The 15774-nt window shown below is 34.6% G+C and carries 20 protein-coding genes; 3 read left to right on the top strand and 17 right to left on the bottom strand.

Annotated elements, in window-relative coordinates:
- Positions 1-12: 12 nt before the first annotated feature.
- Genes NSQ74_RS19250 through NSQ74_RS19260 form a run of 3 tightly spaced genes read right to left on the bottom strand, consistent with a single transcriptional unit; the run spans position 13 to position 1539 of the window.
- On the bottom strand, positions 13-558 hold the full coding sequence (locus tag NSQ74_RS19250; protein WP_340825482.1) for a hypothetical protein: 546 nt from the start codon (positions 556-558) through the stop codon (positions 13-15).
- Positions 559-576: 18 nt separating this feature from the next.
- Positions 577-1047, bottom strand: coding sequence for a DinB family protein (locus NSQ74_RS19255; RefSeq protein WP_340825483.1), 471 nt, complete (start codon positions 1045-1047; stop codon positions 577-579).
- Positions 1048-1539: a GNAT family N-acetyltransferase gene (locus tag NSQ74_RS19260; RefSeq protein ID WP_340825485.1), complete on the bottom strand. Its 492-nt coding sequence runs from the start codon at positions 1537-1539 to the stop codon at positions 1048-1050. It lies immediately after the preceding gene.
- Between the two features lie 329 nt (positions 1540-1868).
- Here NSQ74_RS19260 and NSQ74_RS19265 point away from each other — a divergent pair, with 329 nt between their 5' ends.
- The gene (locus NSQ74_RS19265; RefSeq protein ID WP_340825486.1) at positions 1869-2741 is read left to right on the top strand and encodes a DMT family transporter; all 873 of its coding nucleotides are present in this window, start codon (positions 1869-1871) and stop codon (positions 2739-2741) included.
- 52 nt (positions 2742-2793) lie between these two features.
- On the opposite strand, the gene NSQ74_RS19270 is transcribed toward NSQ74_RS19265, so the two are convergent.
- From NSQ74_RS19270 to NSQ74_RS19310, 9 genes are all read right to left on the bottom strand, one after another.
- Positions 2794-3534 carry an alpha/beta hydrolase gene (locus NSQ74_RS19270; protein ID WP_340825487.1) on the bottom strand — a complete coding sequence of 247 codons (741 nt, stop codon included), beginning with the start codon at positions 3532-3534 and terminating at the stop codon, positions 2794-2796.
- A 146-nt stretch (positions 3535-3680) separates the two neighbouring features.
- A complete protein-coding gene (locus NSQ74_RS19275; RefSeq protein ID WP_340825488.1) occupies positions 3681-4592 on the bottom strand; it encodes a glycine betaine ABC transporter substrate-binding protein in 912 nt (303 codons plus the stop codon).
- An 876-nt stretch (positions 4593-5468) separates the two neighbouring features.
- The gene (locus NSQ74_RS19280) at positions 5469-5924 is read right to left on the bottom strand and encodes a GNAT family N-acetyltransferase (RefSeq protein ID WP_340825489.1); all 456 of its coding nucleotides are present in this window, start codon (positions 5922-5924) and stop codon (positions 5469-5471) included.
- A 312-nt stretch (positions 5925-6236) separates the two neighbouring features.
- The gene (locus tag NSQ74_RS19285; protein ID WP_340825490.1) at positions 6237-6674 is read right to left on the bottom strand and encodes a DnaD domain protein; all 438 of its coding nucleotides are present in this window, start codon (positions 6672-6674) and stop codon (positions 6237-6239) included.
- A gap of 122 nt (positions 6675-6796) precedes the next feature.
- A complete protein-coding gene (locus tag NSQ74_RS19290) occupies positions 6797-6970 on the bottom strand; it encodes a hypothetical protein (protein ID WP_340825491.1) in 174 nt (57 codons plus the stop codon).
- Positions 6971-7010: 40 nt separating this feature from the next.
- Complete coding sequence (locus NSQ74_RS19295; protein ID WP_340825493.1) at positions 7011-7442, bottom strand: hypothetical protein; 432 nt, start codon at positions 7440-7442, stop codon at positions 7011-7013.
- Between the two features lie 132 nt (positions 7443-7574).
- On the bottom strand, positions 7575-8438 hold the full coding sequence (locus tag NSQ74_RS19300; protein WP_340825494.1) for a hypothetical protein: 864 nt from the start codon (positions 8436-8438) through the stop codon (positions 7575-7577).
- Between the two features lie 10 nt (positions 8439-8448).
- A complete protein-coding gene (locus NSQ74_RS19305) occupies positions 8449-9402 on the bottom strand; it encodes a DUF2268 domain-containing putative Zn-dependent protease (protein ID WP_340825495.1) in 954 nt (317 codons plus the stop codon).
- 81 nt (positions 9403-9483) lie between these two features.
- Complete coding sequence (locus tag NSQ74_RS19310) at positions 9484-10005, bottom strand: GNAT family N-acetyltransferase (protein WP_340825496.1); 522 nt, start codon at positions 10003-10005, stop codon at positions 9484-9486.
- A gap of 68 nt (positions 10006-10073) precedes the next feature.
- Here NSQ74_RS19310 and NSQ74_RS19315 point away from each other — a divergent pair, with 68 nt between their 5' ends.
- Positions 10074-10550 (top strand): hypothetical protein, encoded by a 477-nt coding sequence (locus NSQ74_RS19315; protein WP_340825497.1) that lies wholly within the window; start codon positions 10074-10076, stop codon positions 10548-10550.
- Between the two features lie 37 nt (positions 10551-10587).
- Here NSQ74_RS19315 and NSQ74_RS19320 read toward each other — a convergent pair whose 3' ends face one another.
- Positions 10588-10953: a cupin domain-containing protein gene (locus tag NSQ74_RS19320; protein ID WP_340825498.1), complete on the bottom strand. Its 366-nt coding sequence runs from the start codon at positions 10951-10953 to the stop codon at positions 10588-10590.
- A 153-nt stretch (positions 10954-11106) separates the two neighbouring features.
- Between NSQ74_RS19320 and NSQ74_RS19325 the strand changes: the two genes are divergently transcribed.
- On the top strand, positions 11107-11580 hold the full coding sequence (locus tag NSQ74_RS19325) for a YbaK/EbsC family protein (protein WP_340825499.1): 474 nt from the start codon (positions 11107-11109) through the stop codon (positions 11578-11580).
- Positions 11581-11738: 158 nt separating this feature from the next.
- Here the strand turns inward: NSQ74_RS19325 and NSQ74_RS19330 are convergent, their stop codons facing one another.
- Genes NSQ74_RS19330 through NSQ74_RS19345 form a run of 4 tightly spaced genes read right to left on the bottom strand, consistent with a single transcriptional unit; the run spans position 11739 to position 15773 of the window.
- Positions 11739-12434 carry an ECF transporter S component gene (locus NSQ74_RS19330; RefSeq protein WP_340825500.1) on the bottom strand — a complete coding sequence of 232 codons (696 nt, stop codon included), beginning with the start codon at positions 12432-12434 and terminating at the stop codon, positions 11739-11741.
- Positions 12413-14065: an ABC transporter ATP-binding protein gene (locus NSQ74_RS19335; protein WP_340825501.1), complete on the bottom strand. Its 1653-nt coding sequence runs from the start codon at positions 14063-14065 to the stop codon at positions 12413-12415. Before NSQ74_RS19335 ends, NSQ74_RS19330 begins: the two co-directional genes overlap by 22 nt.
- The gene (locus NSQ74_RS19340; RefSeq protein ID WP_340825502.1) at positions 14038-14919 is read right to left on the bottom strand and encodes an energy-coupling factor transporter transmembrane component T; all 882 of its coding nucleotides are present in this window, start codon (positions 14917-14919) and stop codon (positions 14038-14040) included. Before NSQ74_RS19340 ends, NSQ74_RS19335 begins: the two co-directional genes overlap by 28 nt.
- Positions 14919-15773, bottom strand: a complete 855-nt coding sequence (locus tag NSQ74_RS19345; RefSeq protein WP_340825503.1) for a DUF4430 domain-containing protein — start codon at positions 15771-15773, stop codon at positions 14919-14921. The genes NSQ74_RS19340 and NSQ74_RS19345 overlap by 1 nt, the downstream gene beginning before the upstream one ends.
- Position 15774: the final 1 nt, after the last annotated feature.

The raw sequence follows: 15774 nt of genomic DNA on the forward strand, positions 1-15774 counted from the left end.
CCACCTCATCAATCAGTTATGTTTAAGTCTGAATTTAAAACGTTTTGTCTTGTAAATATACTTAAGTTGACATACAGTCCAAAGTACAAATAACGCTGCACTTACAGTGAAAAATACAATTGGGAATGCATAAAACCAATCTGGAAAATAGCGATTTACAATATAATAATCCCCTGCTTTAAATCCTTCAGTTACATAAAAGAATGAAGTGAGCAAATTCTCTTTATTATCCGCATTGAACGGAAACACATGTTTAGCCTCTTCAAAATCTAAATTTAAATATTGTACATCATGGATGCCGCCTTTTTTGTCAAAAATCGCAATGCTCTCTGACGTATGAAATCGTTCATTAATCGCTTGAAGAGTATGTTCGATGTTTTTAATATCATTGTCGCTAAGGTTTTTTCCATTAAACTCACTAATAAAGTTATTACGAGCATCTCTATAGTTCAATTTAGTAGAATCGGCCAAATTAATACTTATTAATCCCAAAACTAAAAACAACATGAACCACAAAAATAAACGCTTCGTTTTCTTGTTTAAGCCAATAAATTTCATATTCATCCCTCCGCTTCACTATTCAAACAACGAAACCTTTAGATCGATTCCATAGCAATGTACAAGCATAGCGTGTAATTGTCCTCGGTGATGGTAAATGTGCGCAACGATCTCTAACAACCATTCATAGCGTGAGTATGTTACATTCCAATAAGAGGTCACTTCCTCCTGAAGTTCATCTTCTGTAAAATGCATATATTTATCTTCTAAAAAAAGATAATTTTTTATTAACCCCTCTTTCATGTCAGCTAAGTTGTTATAGGAGACACTAGCATAATATTCATCCATCTTTTCTTTGGAAGACCCGTCTGCAATAAGGGCATCTGCTTCACAAATCATTGCAATATGCTCTACTAACTCGCCAATGGAATGCTTATTCGGTGTAGGCCTTTTATGCAATTCTTGTTCTGCTAACTTTTCTATCATTTGAACAATTGACGTTACAGCGACTTTGATTTGATGTAGTGCGCTCTTACAATAAATATTCATCTAATCTCCCTTAACTCTAAACACCATTGTCATAGATGTTCCGGATACTTCATATTCTTCAAAACCTAATTTTTTATAAATGTGAATTGCATGGCTATTTTCAAGATCTACACTTAAAGAAATAGATTTATATCCTTCATTAATTGCTTGATCAATTATTGCCTTCATCAACAACGTTCCTATTCCTTTTTCCCTAACCTCTTCAGCTACAGCTATTCCTAATTCAGGCGTATGCCTATCTACAAAGCCATATCCTTTATTACTTTTATTAAACAAGCGATACCAAACGGCACCAACAGGTTGATGATTCGTATTTACTGCAATTAATGCTGTATCTCCATTTCGCCCCCAGCCTTCATGATATTTTTTAATATGACTTGAGTTAATTAAATCCTCTTTTTTAGGTTTGTTCTCAAGAATATGGATCGATTCATAAAGCATATCGGTCAAAAAATCCAATTCATTTTTTTCAACAGTTCTAATTGTGACCATGAATATTTCACCCCTGATATTTTTTATATTTTATTTACTTCTATTTATAGTGGCTGTTTCCCTTTTATAAATAGAAGAAGGGGTTCCTTAGAACATTTATAAATATGCATCAGCATATATATTGTTATATGTATTTAAAAAATTTTAATTATATCGGGAGGGATTTTTTATGTCATTATCGAAAACAAATATTTGCATTTGGAAGCCATTTTCAACATCACCACCACCGTTTACTCCAGCTGCTCAAGCAGCATTGAACAAGCTTATATACAAAATAGAATAAGAATCTGCGAGATATAAGCTGTTTCGCAGATTCGAAGGAGTAAACGATGAAATCTAAATTTCAGTTTATTTTATCAATGATCATTTTCGGTACAATCGGTTTAGTTGTTCGAAAAATTGATCTTGCTTCGAGCGAAAGAGCTTTACTAAGCAGTTTTATAGGTTGCTTATTTTTAACGGTACTCTTCTTTATGATGAAGAAAAAGATATCATGGCATTTAGTGAAGTCGAATGCTTCCATATTGCTTTTCTCCAGTATTGCATTAGGTGGAAATTGGATTTTTCTTTACCAATCCTATGACTATACGACAATTGCCAACGCAACACTCGGCTATTACTTTGCACCGGTGTTTGTAATGCTCCTATCCCCAATTATCCTTAAAGAACAATTGTCATTAAAAAAAGTAGTTTGTATTATTGTCGCTATTATGGGATTACTTTTGATTGTAGGTGAAGGTCTGAGTGCATCTAAAACGGATGATCTCCTCGGACTTTTTTATGGATTAATTGCCGCTGCATTTTATGCTACATTATTGTTATTAAATAAATTTATTAAAGAGATGGAAAAACTGGAGCTGACAATTATTCAGCTCGGCACAACTGCTATTTTCCTTATGCCATATGTTTTCTTAACTTCTGGCTTTAGAATGTTTAGTGTAGCGAGTTCTTCCATTCCTTTTATTTTAATTTTAGGGATCTTTAATACGGGGATTGGGTTTTGGTTATTCTTTGCTGGCATGGAGAAACTTAAAGGGCAAAGTATTGCCATGTTAAGCTATGTTGATCCATTTGTAGCTATATTAGTTTCGGCTTTAATACTGCAAGAGCAAATGACAGTGCTTCAAATGCTCGGTGGCACGTTACTGTTAGCCTCAACATTTGTTAGCGAAATAAAATTACTTAAATTTTTAAAACATTAAATATCGTCATACACAGTGGGAAGTATTTATTCCCACTGTTTTTTATTATGAATTACCAAAGTAAATCATTTAAAAATGTAAGAATATCTTTGTTCACTTCATTTTTGTCTATGCCCAATATCATTAAATGCTTAGAGTTCGGATACCCTTTCATTGTTTTATGCTGTGTCGCTACGTTGTGAGAAATTACATCTGCACTGTCTTTATATAACGGATCATCTAAAGCACCATATAAAATACTGATTGGTGACGTTATTAGTGCTAATTTATCCATCGTTTTTTGAATGAGGTGTTGAAACTCCACTAATGAATCGATTGACATATTTTGCAAACATGTTATTTCTACGTTTATTTGGTCTTCATTTTTTCCTTCAAGTTGTTTATAACCTTTTGCATAATGAAAGACACGCTTTTGGAGAAAAGCTGCTTCCCTACGTATTGGCACTGACATTGTCACAACACCAGTTACCTCCAGCTCTTGCGCAACTTTTAATGCAAGTACACCACCAAGAGAAAGGCCAACAACGGCTATTTTTTCATAGCCTTCATCCTTCAACAACTGGTAACCGTCTAGTACATCTTGCCACCAATTTGTCGGTCTAAATGTGAGTAGCTCTTCTGCTGTTAAACCATGTCCTCTGTATAAGGGTGCATAGCAAGTATAATTGTGCTGTTGCAAATACTTCCCTAACTTTTTCATATCAATTGTATTGCTTGTAAAAGAGTGTAATAGTAAAACAGCCTTATCGCCACCTTTATAGAAAAATGGCTTAGGGGGTACTATTTTCATCATTATTTTGAATACCTCACTAACGTATGCTTAGACTTTCATTAATTAAATTAGAGTATAACATCTATTGTTGATTTAACGACAAGATGAGATAAAAATGAAAAAGGAGAATTCCCTCTTTAGTAGGAAATCCCCCTTTCGTATTGGTGTTACTTCTTCGGCTGTAAATCCTCAATGGAGTCTATATCCATATATTCAGGAACGACAAATCCATTTTTTGTTCCTTTTAAGTTCTCACCTAAATCATCGAAATCATCTTTATATTTTTCATAAAAAGAGCTATGTGTTGTTGGTAACCAAGCGGCTACGGTTGCATCAGCTACGCCTGTAGCTATAGCTTGAAACATAATGGCAGGATCTACTGGTGTAATTGTGACAGTGTATCCGAGGTCTTCAAATACTGCCTGTAGTACACTACTTGAAGCTCTTTCTGAATCCCACGGAGTAGAAGCTAATTCAATTTCTTTTCCACTTACTTTTTTTGCATCTTTTGTCCATACATTTACCTTTTCTTGGTTTTCTTCTATCCATTTGTCTGCTGCTTCTTCAAATGAACTTGTTTGTGCTTCAAACATTACAGCTTCCATATCTTCTGGTTCCCAGTAAAATCTATCCAGTATTGTATACGCATCAGGTAAGTCTTTTTCCAAGCCTTTACGCGCAAGTGTATTAATATTTTCCGATCCACCTAATGTCCCTTGAGGATCTTCCAAAAATTTTAAATCATAAGATGAAAACATCCAATGTGGTGTCCATCCAGTAATAATAATTGGCTCTTCATTTCGAATAGCCTGCTCTAAAGAACCTAACATCCCAGGTGTTGAACTTTGTTCAAGTTCCCAACCTTTTAAATTATCATATTTCTCTATAGTTTTTTCCGCAAGCTCAGTCAACCCAGCTCCTGGTTCAATTCCAATAATCTTATAATCTACTTGTTCACCTATGCTTGGCGTATTTTCTGATGAATTGCCATTTTCTTGTTTGCTATCTCCATCACCACACCCTGTTAAAAGTAGCATAGTGGCTAGCCCTAAAGTGAGTCCTACCGATTTCAATTTCATCTTTTTCCATCCCCCTAGTTTAAAAACTTAGCGTTTCATTGTCTTCCTAAGAAACCCTTTATTTAATTATTTTTACTCGGCTACCAAAAGTAACAACTTGATTTTATCAACAGGTTGTTACTTTTGTCAAACGACTCCCTTACTAGACATACCCATTTTTGCACATTCCATAACATAATCATTGACAAAAAGAGCCCTTTAATTGGCTCTCATTTCTTTATTCCAAAAAAATAATAATAGTACATTTATAAGAATCGTTTTTCATAGTATATTTCCATAATTTATTTAATAAATGAAATGAATGAATTAAAATAAAGGTAAAAGTTGGCGAAAAGATTATTGGTTAGGAGAAGTGAGATGTGGAAAGATTTGAATAGAAATTTAATAGCAAATATATTTTTATTTGTGGGAAGCATTTTATTATTATTAAAATTAATATTTGTAATGGGGTATTTTCACGAGGTTCGAGTAAACTATGGTACTTATATTGATGTATATATAATTTTCTTTTTCATTGGTGTCATCTTGAAGTCAATAGGAAAGAAGAAAGTGAAATCACGATAGAATTATCCTTTAAATTTTACAGTAATCTCACCCACTAGTAATCGTTTAAACTAGAAAGAATATGATCATTAGTATTAATTATCTTTCCAAATGATATTGTTGATAGATAGAAGTCATCCACTTCGTGAGCAGGAAAGAATTTTTTTAAGTACTTTAAAGCACTGTTAAGAAGTTGATGTAGTTGATTGAATATTGTTGCCAACGTAAGCAATGGAAAAACACTACTCCTTTTGTTCTTTGAACTACTTCTATTGGCACAATAAGAAAGGACCAATAAATGGTCCTTTCTTATTGCAATATTTAATTAACCTGTCACTCGGTAAGATATTTTATTACTGCCATTTCCTTACCGAACCGGTGACCTTCATCAATAAATCCTAGACTCGCATATAAATTATGTGCACCCAAATTTTCAGGATGATAACCTACAATAACTTTTTTTGAATTCGGTAATTTAGCCATCTCTGAAATCATTAACTTAGTTGCAGCTTTACCGATACCCTTGCCTTGGAATTTCTTATCCACCATTATTCTATATACCCAATAACCATCAAGTTCTTCTTGAACAGCATTATACATTAAAAAGCCGACTACTTTTTCATTTAAATAAATAGCATATGGCTTTAAAGTAGGCTCAAACTTTGACTGAGCTATTGATATGGCATTGGATTCGATGTATTTTTTTTGTTCTGTTGCTATCTCTAATTCACAGCAGTCGTACCAGTTTTCTGCATTTAATTCTACGATTTTCACATTTTCTTTAATCATAATTTTCCCCTTTCAAAATGCGGGGAAACGCCAATGTTAATAAGTCGTTATCCCCTTATAGCCATTAATTTTATAAAATCTCGTATTTGTCATAATGAACGCCTCCTCTAACTACGACTACCTAAAATTATAACTATAAATTTTTAGGCTTTTTTATTATACCATTTTTTTCATAAAAATCCTTTTTAGTATAAATTGTAGAAATAAATTACGTTACACATTAAAATAGAGCCAGCTAATTTGCTCAACAGTTTTCAAATAAGAACCCTGTTAATTCAAAATGGATATGTTGGAGAAAATATTTTGAGGACTTTAGTTTTTCCATTCTTCCCTAACAAAGGCCATTGCGCTTTCAATCGTTGAGACATTCTTCTTGAGCCAATTTTTACCCATTTCTCTTACTAATGAGTGAATAAACCCTATTTTACTAACAATTTTTACATAATCCAGTAATACATTTATAACACCATCATCTAACCCCAGCTCTTGTAAATCCTTAACTAGTTCTATATCATCCTGAGAAACAACACCATTGAGGTTTTTAAGATAATCAATTGGTGTCGAAGAAAGAATCTTTTTAATATACCATTCTTCGTAACTCATTCCTGTTTTAGCTTTAAATCTTTCTTCACCTTTTGCATTCCATTCCTCAATTGTTATCCCGTGTACTTCTTTAAATCGTTCTTCAGTAGTCGTGCCGTATATTTCTTTGCCAATTATTTTCTTATTTCGTTTTTTATCATTACTCATCTATTTCACCCCATTTCGACCTTATTTTCTTCTTAAGCTAGCCCAATCGTTAGTTCAAGCATGAAAAAAGAGCTGCCGTAGCAACCCAATAATCTATCATTAACGCCCCTTGATTGAATAGCTTATTTTCCTTTTAATTGTTTGGCATTGATAAAAAAGGTAGATCCAATTAAAAATAGGCCTAAACAAACGAACATCGATATTCCCGAATATTTATCATTAAATATTGTAGTGTTTACCAAAATAACTACCATCATTAGTACAAATGTTACATATAAGCCTTTAATGTGTTTCATAAGTAAAACCTCCTCATAGTTAAAGAGAGCTCGCATATTGTTAAAGATTTTTTCTAGATTGCGTAAAGATAATAAAACCTACAATTAAAATCGCAAAAATCCCTAAACCTTTATAAACATATTGGATGTAACTTTTACGGTAAGTATACTCGCCTTCTCTAATTGCTTTTAAATATTGACCATTCCCTATGTGGATTGCAATTGCAGTATCTGTATCTATTCCATCAATTGAATAATATTTCGTTCCTTTTGGATATGCATTTGAAAAGTTGCCTTCATATTGTTCCATATCTGAATACTTTGTAACTTCACCAATTTCTTTATTAATCTTTTCTACATATTCATCACTAATTACATAAATATAATCATCCCAAACAACGAAAGGATATGCCCAGCTTGTTGCCTTTGCTTTGCACGGAAAAAATGAAAAGACCACAATCGCAGTAAATAATATAAGTTTTGTATATCTCAAGCTTTACACTCCCTCAATATATTTACTGATTAGACGATTAAAACTTAATTTAGTTATAAATAATACTCACGAACCTTCTATTAGTAAAAAAGAGCTGCCGTAGCAACTCATTGGGCGTTAAATACACAATTATTATAAGTATTTTCTCCACTCTTGCCATGCTTTTAAGTAATCATCTAGGTCGTGTGGATGTACTTGAATACATACGCCAATACGTGTGTATAACTGAAAAAGCACCTCGTCCACAAGTCGTTCCTTCGAAAATGAAGAATCGCTATTCCACAACGCAAACGATGACAAAAGTGTATTCATAGTTAAGCTATCGGGTGAAGAGCAAAAAGCATAGGTAAAATCATAAATTTTTGGCCCAATTAGCGGTGACGGATCTATAACACCGTTGATTTTATTATTCAAAAATATAAAATTGTGAACACCCGTATCTCCATGTAAATAATACTTCTCTTCTTGGGTATAATGAGCACTTAATTTTTTTACCAACATCCCTACTCTTATATGGTCATGTATTGGTAGTTTGTCTTCTATGCTCTTTTGAGCAAATGCTAAACTACTCTCATTAAATTCTGACCAATATTTTCTATGTAGTCCATTGACCCTTCCCCATGGCATATCTTTGTCCACTCGTTGGTATGTATTAAATAACTCTTTTATTAAAACTTCCATCCATGCCAATTTAGACCCTCGATTAACATGTGTTTCTCCAGAAATATAAGAGTAGACAATAAATTCTTTGTTTCCGTCTGTATAAAGAACATCAGGCAATAGCTTTACATCACGATATGCGGATAGAAAATCATTAGTTGCAGTAATAATGGCTGGGTTATCTATTTTTATTACAAAGGTCGGCTTTTTGTTAATGCTGAGCGTAAATAATACCCCATTCGTCGTTCCGCTTTTTAAAGTTTTTAATGTTAGACAATCGTTACTTATCAAACCTTTATTTATTAGTATTTCAATGACTTCATTTATTTTTTCCATCTTCGATCCCTCATTGATAATGTTCGAGGTAATTGCCCTTTTCAAATATTTCCTTTGCGCTTAGGGCAGTCCATTCCTCAGGTGTTACATCTGGGTGTAATTTAAGATAGGATTTAACCATTTTATAGCCCTCACTGTAACCATATGAAGATGGTAGGTCATCCCCTCCAAAAATAATTTCTTGTGACCGCTTAAAGTCAGGACTATCTAAATCTCCTACAACTTTTGACCAATTTTCTCTGTCGTATGCAGAGTACAATATATTATCATAATAATCATTAGGATAAACTAATTTACTAAACATAACTGCCTTTCCTTCAAAAACCATGTTATCCAAAATCGTAAAACGTGCATCTTTAGGTAGGTACTTCTCAGTCCAAATACTATGATGATATTCGTGAGATATGCTAATTCTCATATCTTCTTCGGTATAATTTTTATTGTATAGCACTATAATTTTCCCCGCCCCCACCGTTACCATATATGCGTATACATTAGTGGCAGGAAAAACACATACATTCGTTTCTTTTTCGGACGGAATAAGGTCTGAAGATTTGAAAAGAGCTTCTTTTATAAGCTTTTCTGTTTCTTCCCTATTAATTTTTTTACTTAATAATTGATTTTCTGTTAATTGGTCGGGAGCTACGTTTAGTGCATAATGTGCCATATGAAGATATTCGCCATTGTCAAAACAATCACTATAGATTGGTTCAATAACCTCATCTTTATAAATTTCTTGTTTTGATTGTTTTGGGTTACTTTCAACCTTATCTTGATAGTTGTCATAAAGTTTATAGGCATTGATTATTTTATACTTTTGCTTTGTTTGAGGGTGTTCAAAAGATGTAACGATACTTTCAATTTCTTGTTTTTTATGCGATTTTTCTGTTTGTGTACAGGAAGCAAGCGTTAGAATTGTGCATATTAGTATAAATGCTGTAATTATTTTTGGTAATTTTATCAATAAAACACAACCTTCCCAAAAACTTATATTTTAAATAAAGTTTACCATATTTTTCATACTTAACAAAATCTTGTGTGGAAATTATAATATGTTCCGAATATCTGCCCACCCGTAAACAAGTTCATCTAGTTTTTTGCCAGCAATCTGAATTTCAACAGTATCTATTTTGTTCCCACCAAGCGCTTCATAAAATCGATGAAAACTATTATCTTTCAAGACAAGCACAAGCATAGAACGCAATCCCATTGCTTTAATTTCTTCTACGATCGCTGTAACAAGTGCTCTCCCAATCCCTTGCCCTTGGCATTCTTTCATAAGATAAATGGCATATAGCTCCCCTTCAAACTCAATATATTTACCGCTTCTTTCTTTACCGCCAGAAGAAAAACCAATAATTTGTCCTTCATTATTTTCCGCTACAAATACAGCGTCATTTGAAATATTCTTTATCCATAGCTGTTCTCGATTTTCATACGATAAATTTATTAAGTATTCGTCAGGAACGATGTTAGCATATGTTGTTCTCCAACTGTCGACATGTACTTTTGCTATTGCTTTCGCATCTGGTTCGGTTGCTTTTCTAATTATAAAATTTTTATCCATACGATACGTCACTCCAATGGAGGTTGATATGTTCTCATAGTAGTGATTTGCACAGGTTTTGTGGCGATTTGACCACGGTTATTGGCGATTCCCTGGGTTTTATCGGCGATTTGCTCCCCGCTATCGGGGTTTCCCTGGGTTTTATCGGCGATTTGCTCCCGGCTATCGGCGATTCCCTGGGTTTTATCGGCGATTTGCTCCCGGTTATCGGCGATTCACAGGGTTTTATCAGCGATTTGCTCCCGGTTATCGGCGATTCCCTGGGTTTTATCAGCGATTTGCTCCCGGCTATCGGCGTTTCACAGGGTTTTATCGGCGATTTGCTCCCCGCTATCGGCGTTTCACAGGGTTTTATCAGCGATTTGCTCCCGGCTATCGGCGTTTCACAGGGTTTTATCGGCGATTTGCTCCGAGCTATCGGCGAACCCCGGGTTTTATCGGCGATTTGCTCCCGGCTATCGGTGATTCACAGGGTTTTATCGGCGATTTGCTCCCGGCTATCGGCGATTCACAGGGTTTTATCAGCGATTTGCTCTAGTTACTAGCGATTTAGCCCTGTCAATCGGCGATGTTCCGATCACTTTAAATCCACACATCGTTTTCTGCAGTCATTTCGCTATTTGTTTCACCTGTATTAACAACGCCTCTAGGTTCCACTAGCATTATTTGGCATTCCTGTTCAGCATAAGGCTTATGCTCCACGCCCTTTGGAATTACATACATTTCTCCTTTAGATAGTTTGACCTCTCCATCACGAAATGCGATCACCATCTCCCCATCCAGTACGATAAATACCTCATCTGTCTCACGATGTTGATGCCATACAAAATCACCTTGAATCTTAACTAATTTAAACTGGTAGTCATTCATTTCACCAATAACTTTAGGGGACCACTGCTCAGTAAACTTTGATAACTTTTCACTTAAATTAATAGGTTGATAGTCCATGTAATTACCTCCTTTTTTTCCTTATATTATATTTTAGCAGATATTCCCGAATTTTAATTTCGAATTTTCAATCTTTTTCACATTAGCAATTCATGTCCTTAAATTCTGAAAATTATGTTAAAATAAATATAAACTGCAAGGAGGTTTTTACATATGGCAATTAAAAAAGTACGCGAGCATTTCGCACAATGGAATTTACAGCATAAAATACAGGAACTGAATGAAAGCTCTGCAACTGTTGAAATGGCAGCACAGGCACTTGGCTGTGAACCAGAACGAATCGCTAAAACACTATCGTTTCTAGTGAATGATGGTGCCATTTTAATTGTAGCTGCGGGTGATGCCAAAATTGACAATGCGAAATATAAAGCTATGTTTGAAACGAAAGCGAAAATGCTTGCAAAGGAAGAAGTCAACGAACGAATTGGGCATGATATCGGAGGGGTTTGCCCGTTCGGTATTAATGAAGGGGTTGCTGTTTATTTAGATGAATCACTCAAACGTTTTGCAACGGTATTCCCAGCTTGCGGCAGCAGCAATTCTGCAATTGAACTTACCATTCAGGAGCTAGAAGCGTATACACCTTATCAGCAATGGATTGATGTTTGTAAAGGTTGGAACGATTAATAAACTAAATACTGAAACTAAAAATCCACAAAGTCTCCTGCATGAAAGGAAACTTTGTGGATTTTTTTAATTTAGCCTACTGACAGCTAGCAAAAAAAGAAATCAAATATTGAATCTTAATACCGTCATACCTCTAGGCTACTTTTGAATATAAAAGTCTATTGTAATATCCCATATTTATTTTTTATCCGCTCTAGCTTTTCAGTAATCGGTTTAGCTAATAATAGTAGAAAAATTACATTAGAAATAGCATAAATTATTGTAAAAGGAATTGCAGAAGTCAATGCCAGTGAGTAGGCTTCCCAGCTGAAAACACCATATATTGATACAGTTCCCCAAATATCCATTCCAAACGAAAAAAATATCCCCGCTGAAATACCAAATATAATAAGGGGGATTTTTTTATGCATTACACCCGTTTTGCCTAACAAGCCCGCAATAAACCCAATCATTCCCCACATAAACATTTGGAACGGTGTCCAAGGACCTTGTCCAAAAAACATATTCGACACTAATGCAGAAATGGCCCCTGTTAAAAAACCTGCTTCTGCTCCTAGTGAAAAACCAGTAATAGCTGTAATAGCTGCAACAGGTTTAAATCCAGGGGTAACAACAAATAAGGCACGTCCTGCCACAGATATAGCAGACATTACTGCAATGATTAAAATTTCACGCGGCTGAGGCTTTCTACGTTCAAAAGATAGAAAAAATGGAATACACGCCAAAATCATAATAACCAACGAAATAAAATAATATTTTCGGTCAGCCATTACCGTAATACCAGCAAGTAACGTTAGTGGAATTAAAATAAAAATAACAATGAGTGAAATAGTTATACGTATGTTTTTTGGCATAAAGTTACTACATCCTCACATGTAATGGCATTGCTCAATAAATCTCGTGATATTCGATGAGCAGCAGTCGTATAAAAATTATTTCCACTGTAAAACTCTCGCGGTTCACCCTCAGATACAATACTGCCATCAAAAAATAGAGCGCATCTATTGCTGTGTTGCGCAGAAAATTCAATATCATGTGTCACCATAATAATTGTCATACCTTTAGCTTGTAAACCTTTTAATAAATCTGCGAGTTCTTCTTTTGCATGTGCATCCAGCCCCTTGGTCGGCTCATCTAGTAACAGAATTTTAGGTTCTATTAATAAAAGTTTTGCGAGAGCTAGTTTTTGCTGTTCACCCCCACTTAAATCATATGGATGTCGATTTAATAAATGAGTTAATCGAAACATTTGGATAGTTTCCTGAACTTTATCATCTGTAACCTTATGTAAATGCGCCATATCATCTAACTCTTGATGTACAGTTTTTTGTACAAATAGTGTTTTTGGATCTTGGGGTAGTAAAGTCAAATATTGGTGATACAATTGTTTATTACTATATTTTTTTAAAGCTTTATTTAATAACATTACTTTGCCATGATAAGGCTTTTGTAGTCCAGATAGAATAGAAAGAACTGTAGATTTTCCTGTTCCATTCCCACCTATTATAGTTAAAAATTCGCCTTCCCTCACTTGTAAATTAAAATGATGAACAATATCAAGATCTTTCTTTTCATAGCGAAATGCAACATCGTTTGCTTCTAAAACAATATCTGTTTTATTTTGGGATTTTGTCGGAATAGTAATCAACTGAGATAAATTGTATTGCTGGCTCTGAAGCCAACGTTGGCCTTCGCGAATAGTAAGTGGAATATGCCCTGTACCATTTAACAAGTGAAAAATTTTAGTAGCAGCTGGCAATGCCGTTATCATTGCGTGTTTCTCTGGTAGAGAATTTAAAATTTCCTTAGGTGGACCGTCAAATAAAATGCTACCTTCATCCATAATAAATACTCGATCAGCAAGGGGTAACACTTCTTCAAGACGATGCTCAATTAATATAATTGTAATACCTAGTTCTCTATTTAAACGATGCAGTGTCTGGATAAACTCCAATGCAGCTATTGGATCTAATTGCGATGTTGGTTCATCTAACAGCAGTAGCTTCGGCTGCATAACCATAATGGATGCTAAATTTAAAAGTTGCTTTTGGCCACCAGAAAGCTCGGTCGTTTTATGATGAAACCATTTCTGAATACCAAAGAAGTTTGCCATTTCAGCTACTTTCCTGCGAATTGTTGATGTATCGACACCTAGGCTTTCAAGTCCAAAAGCAAGCTCATGCCATACTTTATCAGTAACAATTTGGTTATCAGGATTTTGAAATACATAGCCTATATCCGCTGCAGCCACTTCAGCAGTTAACTGTTCTAAGTCACAATCTTGATAAAAAATATTACCTGTCATTGAACCATGCGGTCGCAATTCTCGTTTGAAATGGCGAAGCAAAGTACTTTTTCCACAGCCTGATTGTCCTATGAGCACTATAAATTCACCTTGCTGAATATTTAAGTTAATATTTTTTAATATAGGATTGGCTTCATTAGGATAAGTAAAACTTACATTGTCGATTTTAACGATCGCCACTTTAATGCCCCCCTTATTTCGATTGCTAATGGAATAGCTAGCAAAATGCAATAGCTAGTATAAAACAAGATACTAGTGATTTCCCATTTAACTATCCCGAAAGTGGGATAATAATCAAATGTTGTTACACCAATGAAACTTGCAACTAAATTACTAATAAAGAGCAATGTAATTATTGTCAAAACGTAGCCATCTCTACGTTCGAAAATAAATATAGAAAAAGCAGTCCTCTTAGTAACGCCATAGCCACGAGCTTTCATTGAATCGGCAGTATCAATGGCATTTTCTAACGCCCAAGTAATTAAAATAGATAAGATACGAATTATACATTTGATGCGATGCCATAGAGAGCCTGAAGTATAATCCATTCCGATTACTTTTTGCGCTAGTACAATTTGCTTTAATTGCCGCCTAAAACGGGGCACTAATCGCAATGAAATTGACAATGTTAGTGAAATTACTGGTGACACTTTTCCAAATAAATAAATAAATTTATCTGACGTCATTAGGACATTATAACTGCTAAACCATAGCATAATAGAGACAATCATTGTGGAAATTGCGATACCATATGTAATCGCCTCTAACGTAAGTGGGTTGCCATTTATATAAAGTAATACAAGTTGACCATTATGGCTAATCAAAGGGTTAATAATTGCCATTATGAAAAATAGAGGTACATATATTTTCCAGTCTTTAAAAAAAGACCGCCTGCGTAAAGCAAAATTTAAGCTTATTGCAAAGAAAATTGTAATAGCTAAATAGACTGGATGCATAAAAAACATGGATAAGCCAATAGTAGCGGCAAAAAAAGAGAAAAGAACAATAGGATGATATGTCTCAAATGCCTTCATTAGTTACCATCCCAATGATTTCCTAAGTCTCGCCCTAAATCAACTGTATAGTGCCATTCAATTACATCGCCATCCTTTAATACGTACTGACTGCAGCCATAATTGGGATAAACACCGTTTACTTTATACATCCAACCACTTAATTCCCCCGCACTAAATTCGTATAAATGATTAATTCCCTCTACATAGACACTATTATAAATATTTTCGTTTGCTCCTTGGTATTCCATCTGAATTTTATACTCCTTTGTTGCACGCTGTAATACATCCCACACAGTATCCTTCTCTGAAAGAAGTTCGTATGTTGTTGGCTTCAAAATAATACCATTCTTAGGTACATATTTCTCACTTTGGAGGTTCGAATCTAACTTATCCCAATGCTTTAGTAACGTATCAACGCGAATCGCAATGGTTACAGTGCGTTTTTGGGTAGCTGGCTGTTGCTGAACTTCATTTGGTGGCGTAACTGTATTTGTTTTTTCTTTATCGCCAGTTTTATTAGTAGCTTTTTGTTCAGTTTTTGTATTTGGAGCTTTTGTGACTTCTTGCTTTTTCTCAGCTTCCTTTTTTGGTTGTTCCACTACTTCTTGGTTTTCTTGCTGTACTTCTTGCTGAGGTTTGTCCTGCTTCTCATTTTTGGAATTCTCATCGATTCCAGACTTCATTTCAGCTTGTTTCTCTTCGTCAACTGAAGGAGTTTCTTCTGTTGCTTCATGTTGTTCAGTAGTAGATTTGGGCTCAACGCTCCGTTCCTGCTCTTGCATTTGCTCAAATTTCTCTACCGTTTGAATATTACATGCTGTTAAAAAAATAGTGAGTACTAATAATAGTAATAAGGGTAATTTTATTTTCATA

The sequence above is a fragment of the Lysinibacillus sp. FSL W8-0992 genome (assembly GCF_038008685.1).
In the GTDB taxonomy this organism is placed as follows: domain Bacteria; phylum Bacillota; class Bacilli; order Bacillales_A; family Planococcaceae; genus Lysinibacillus.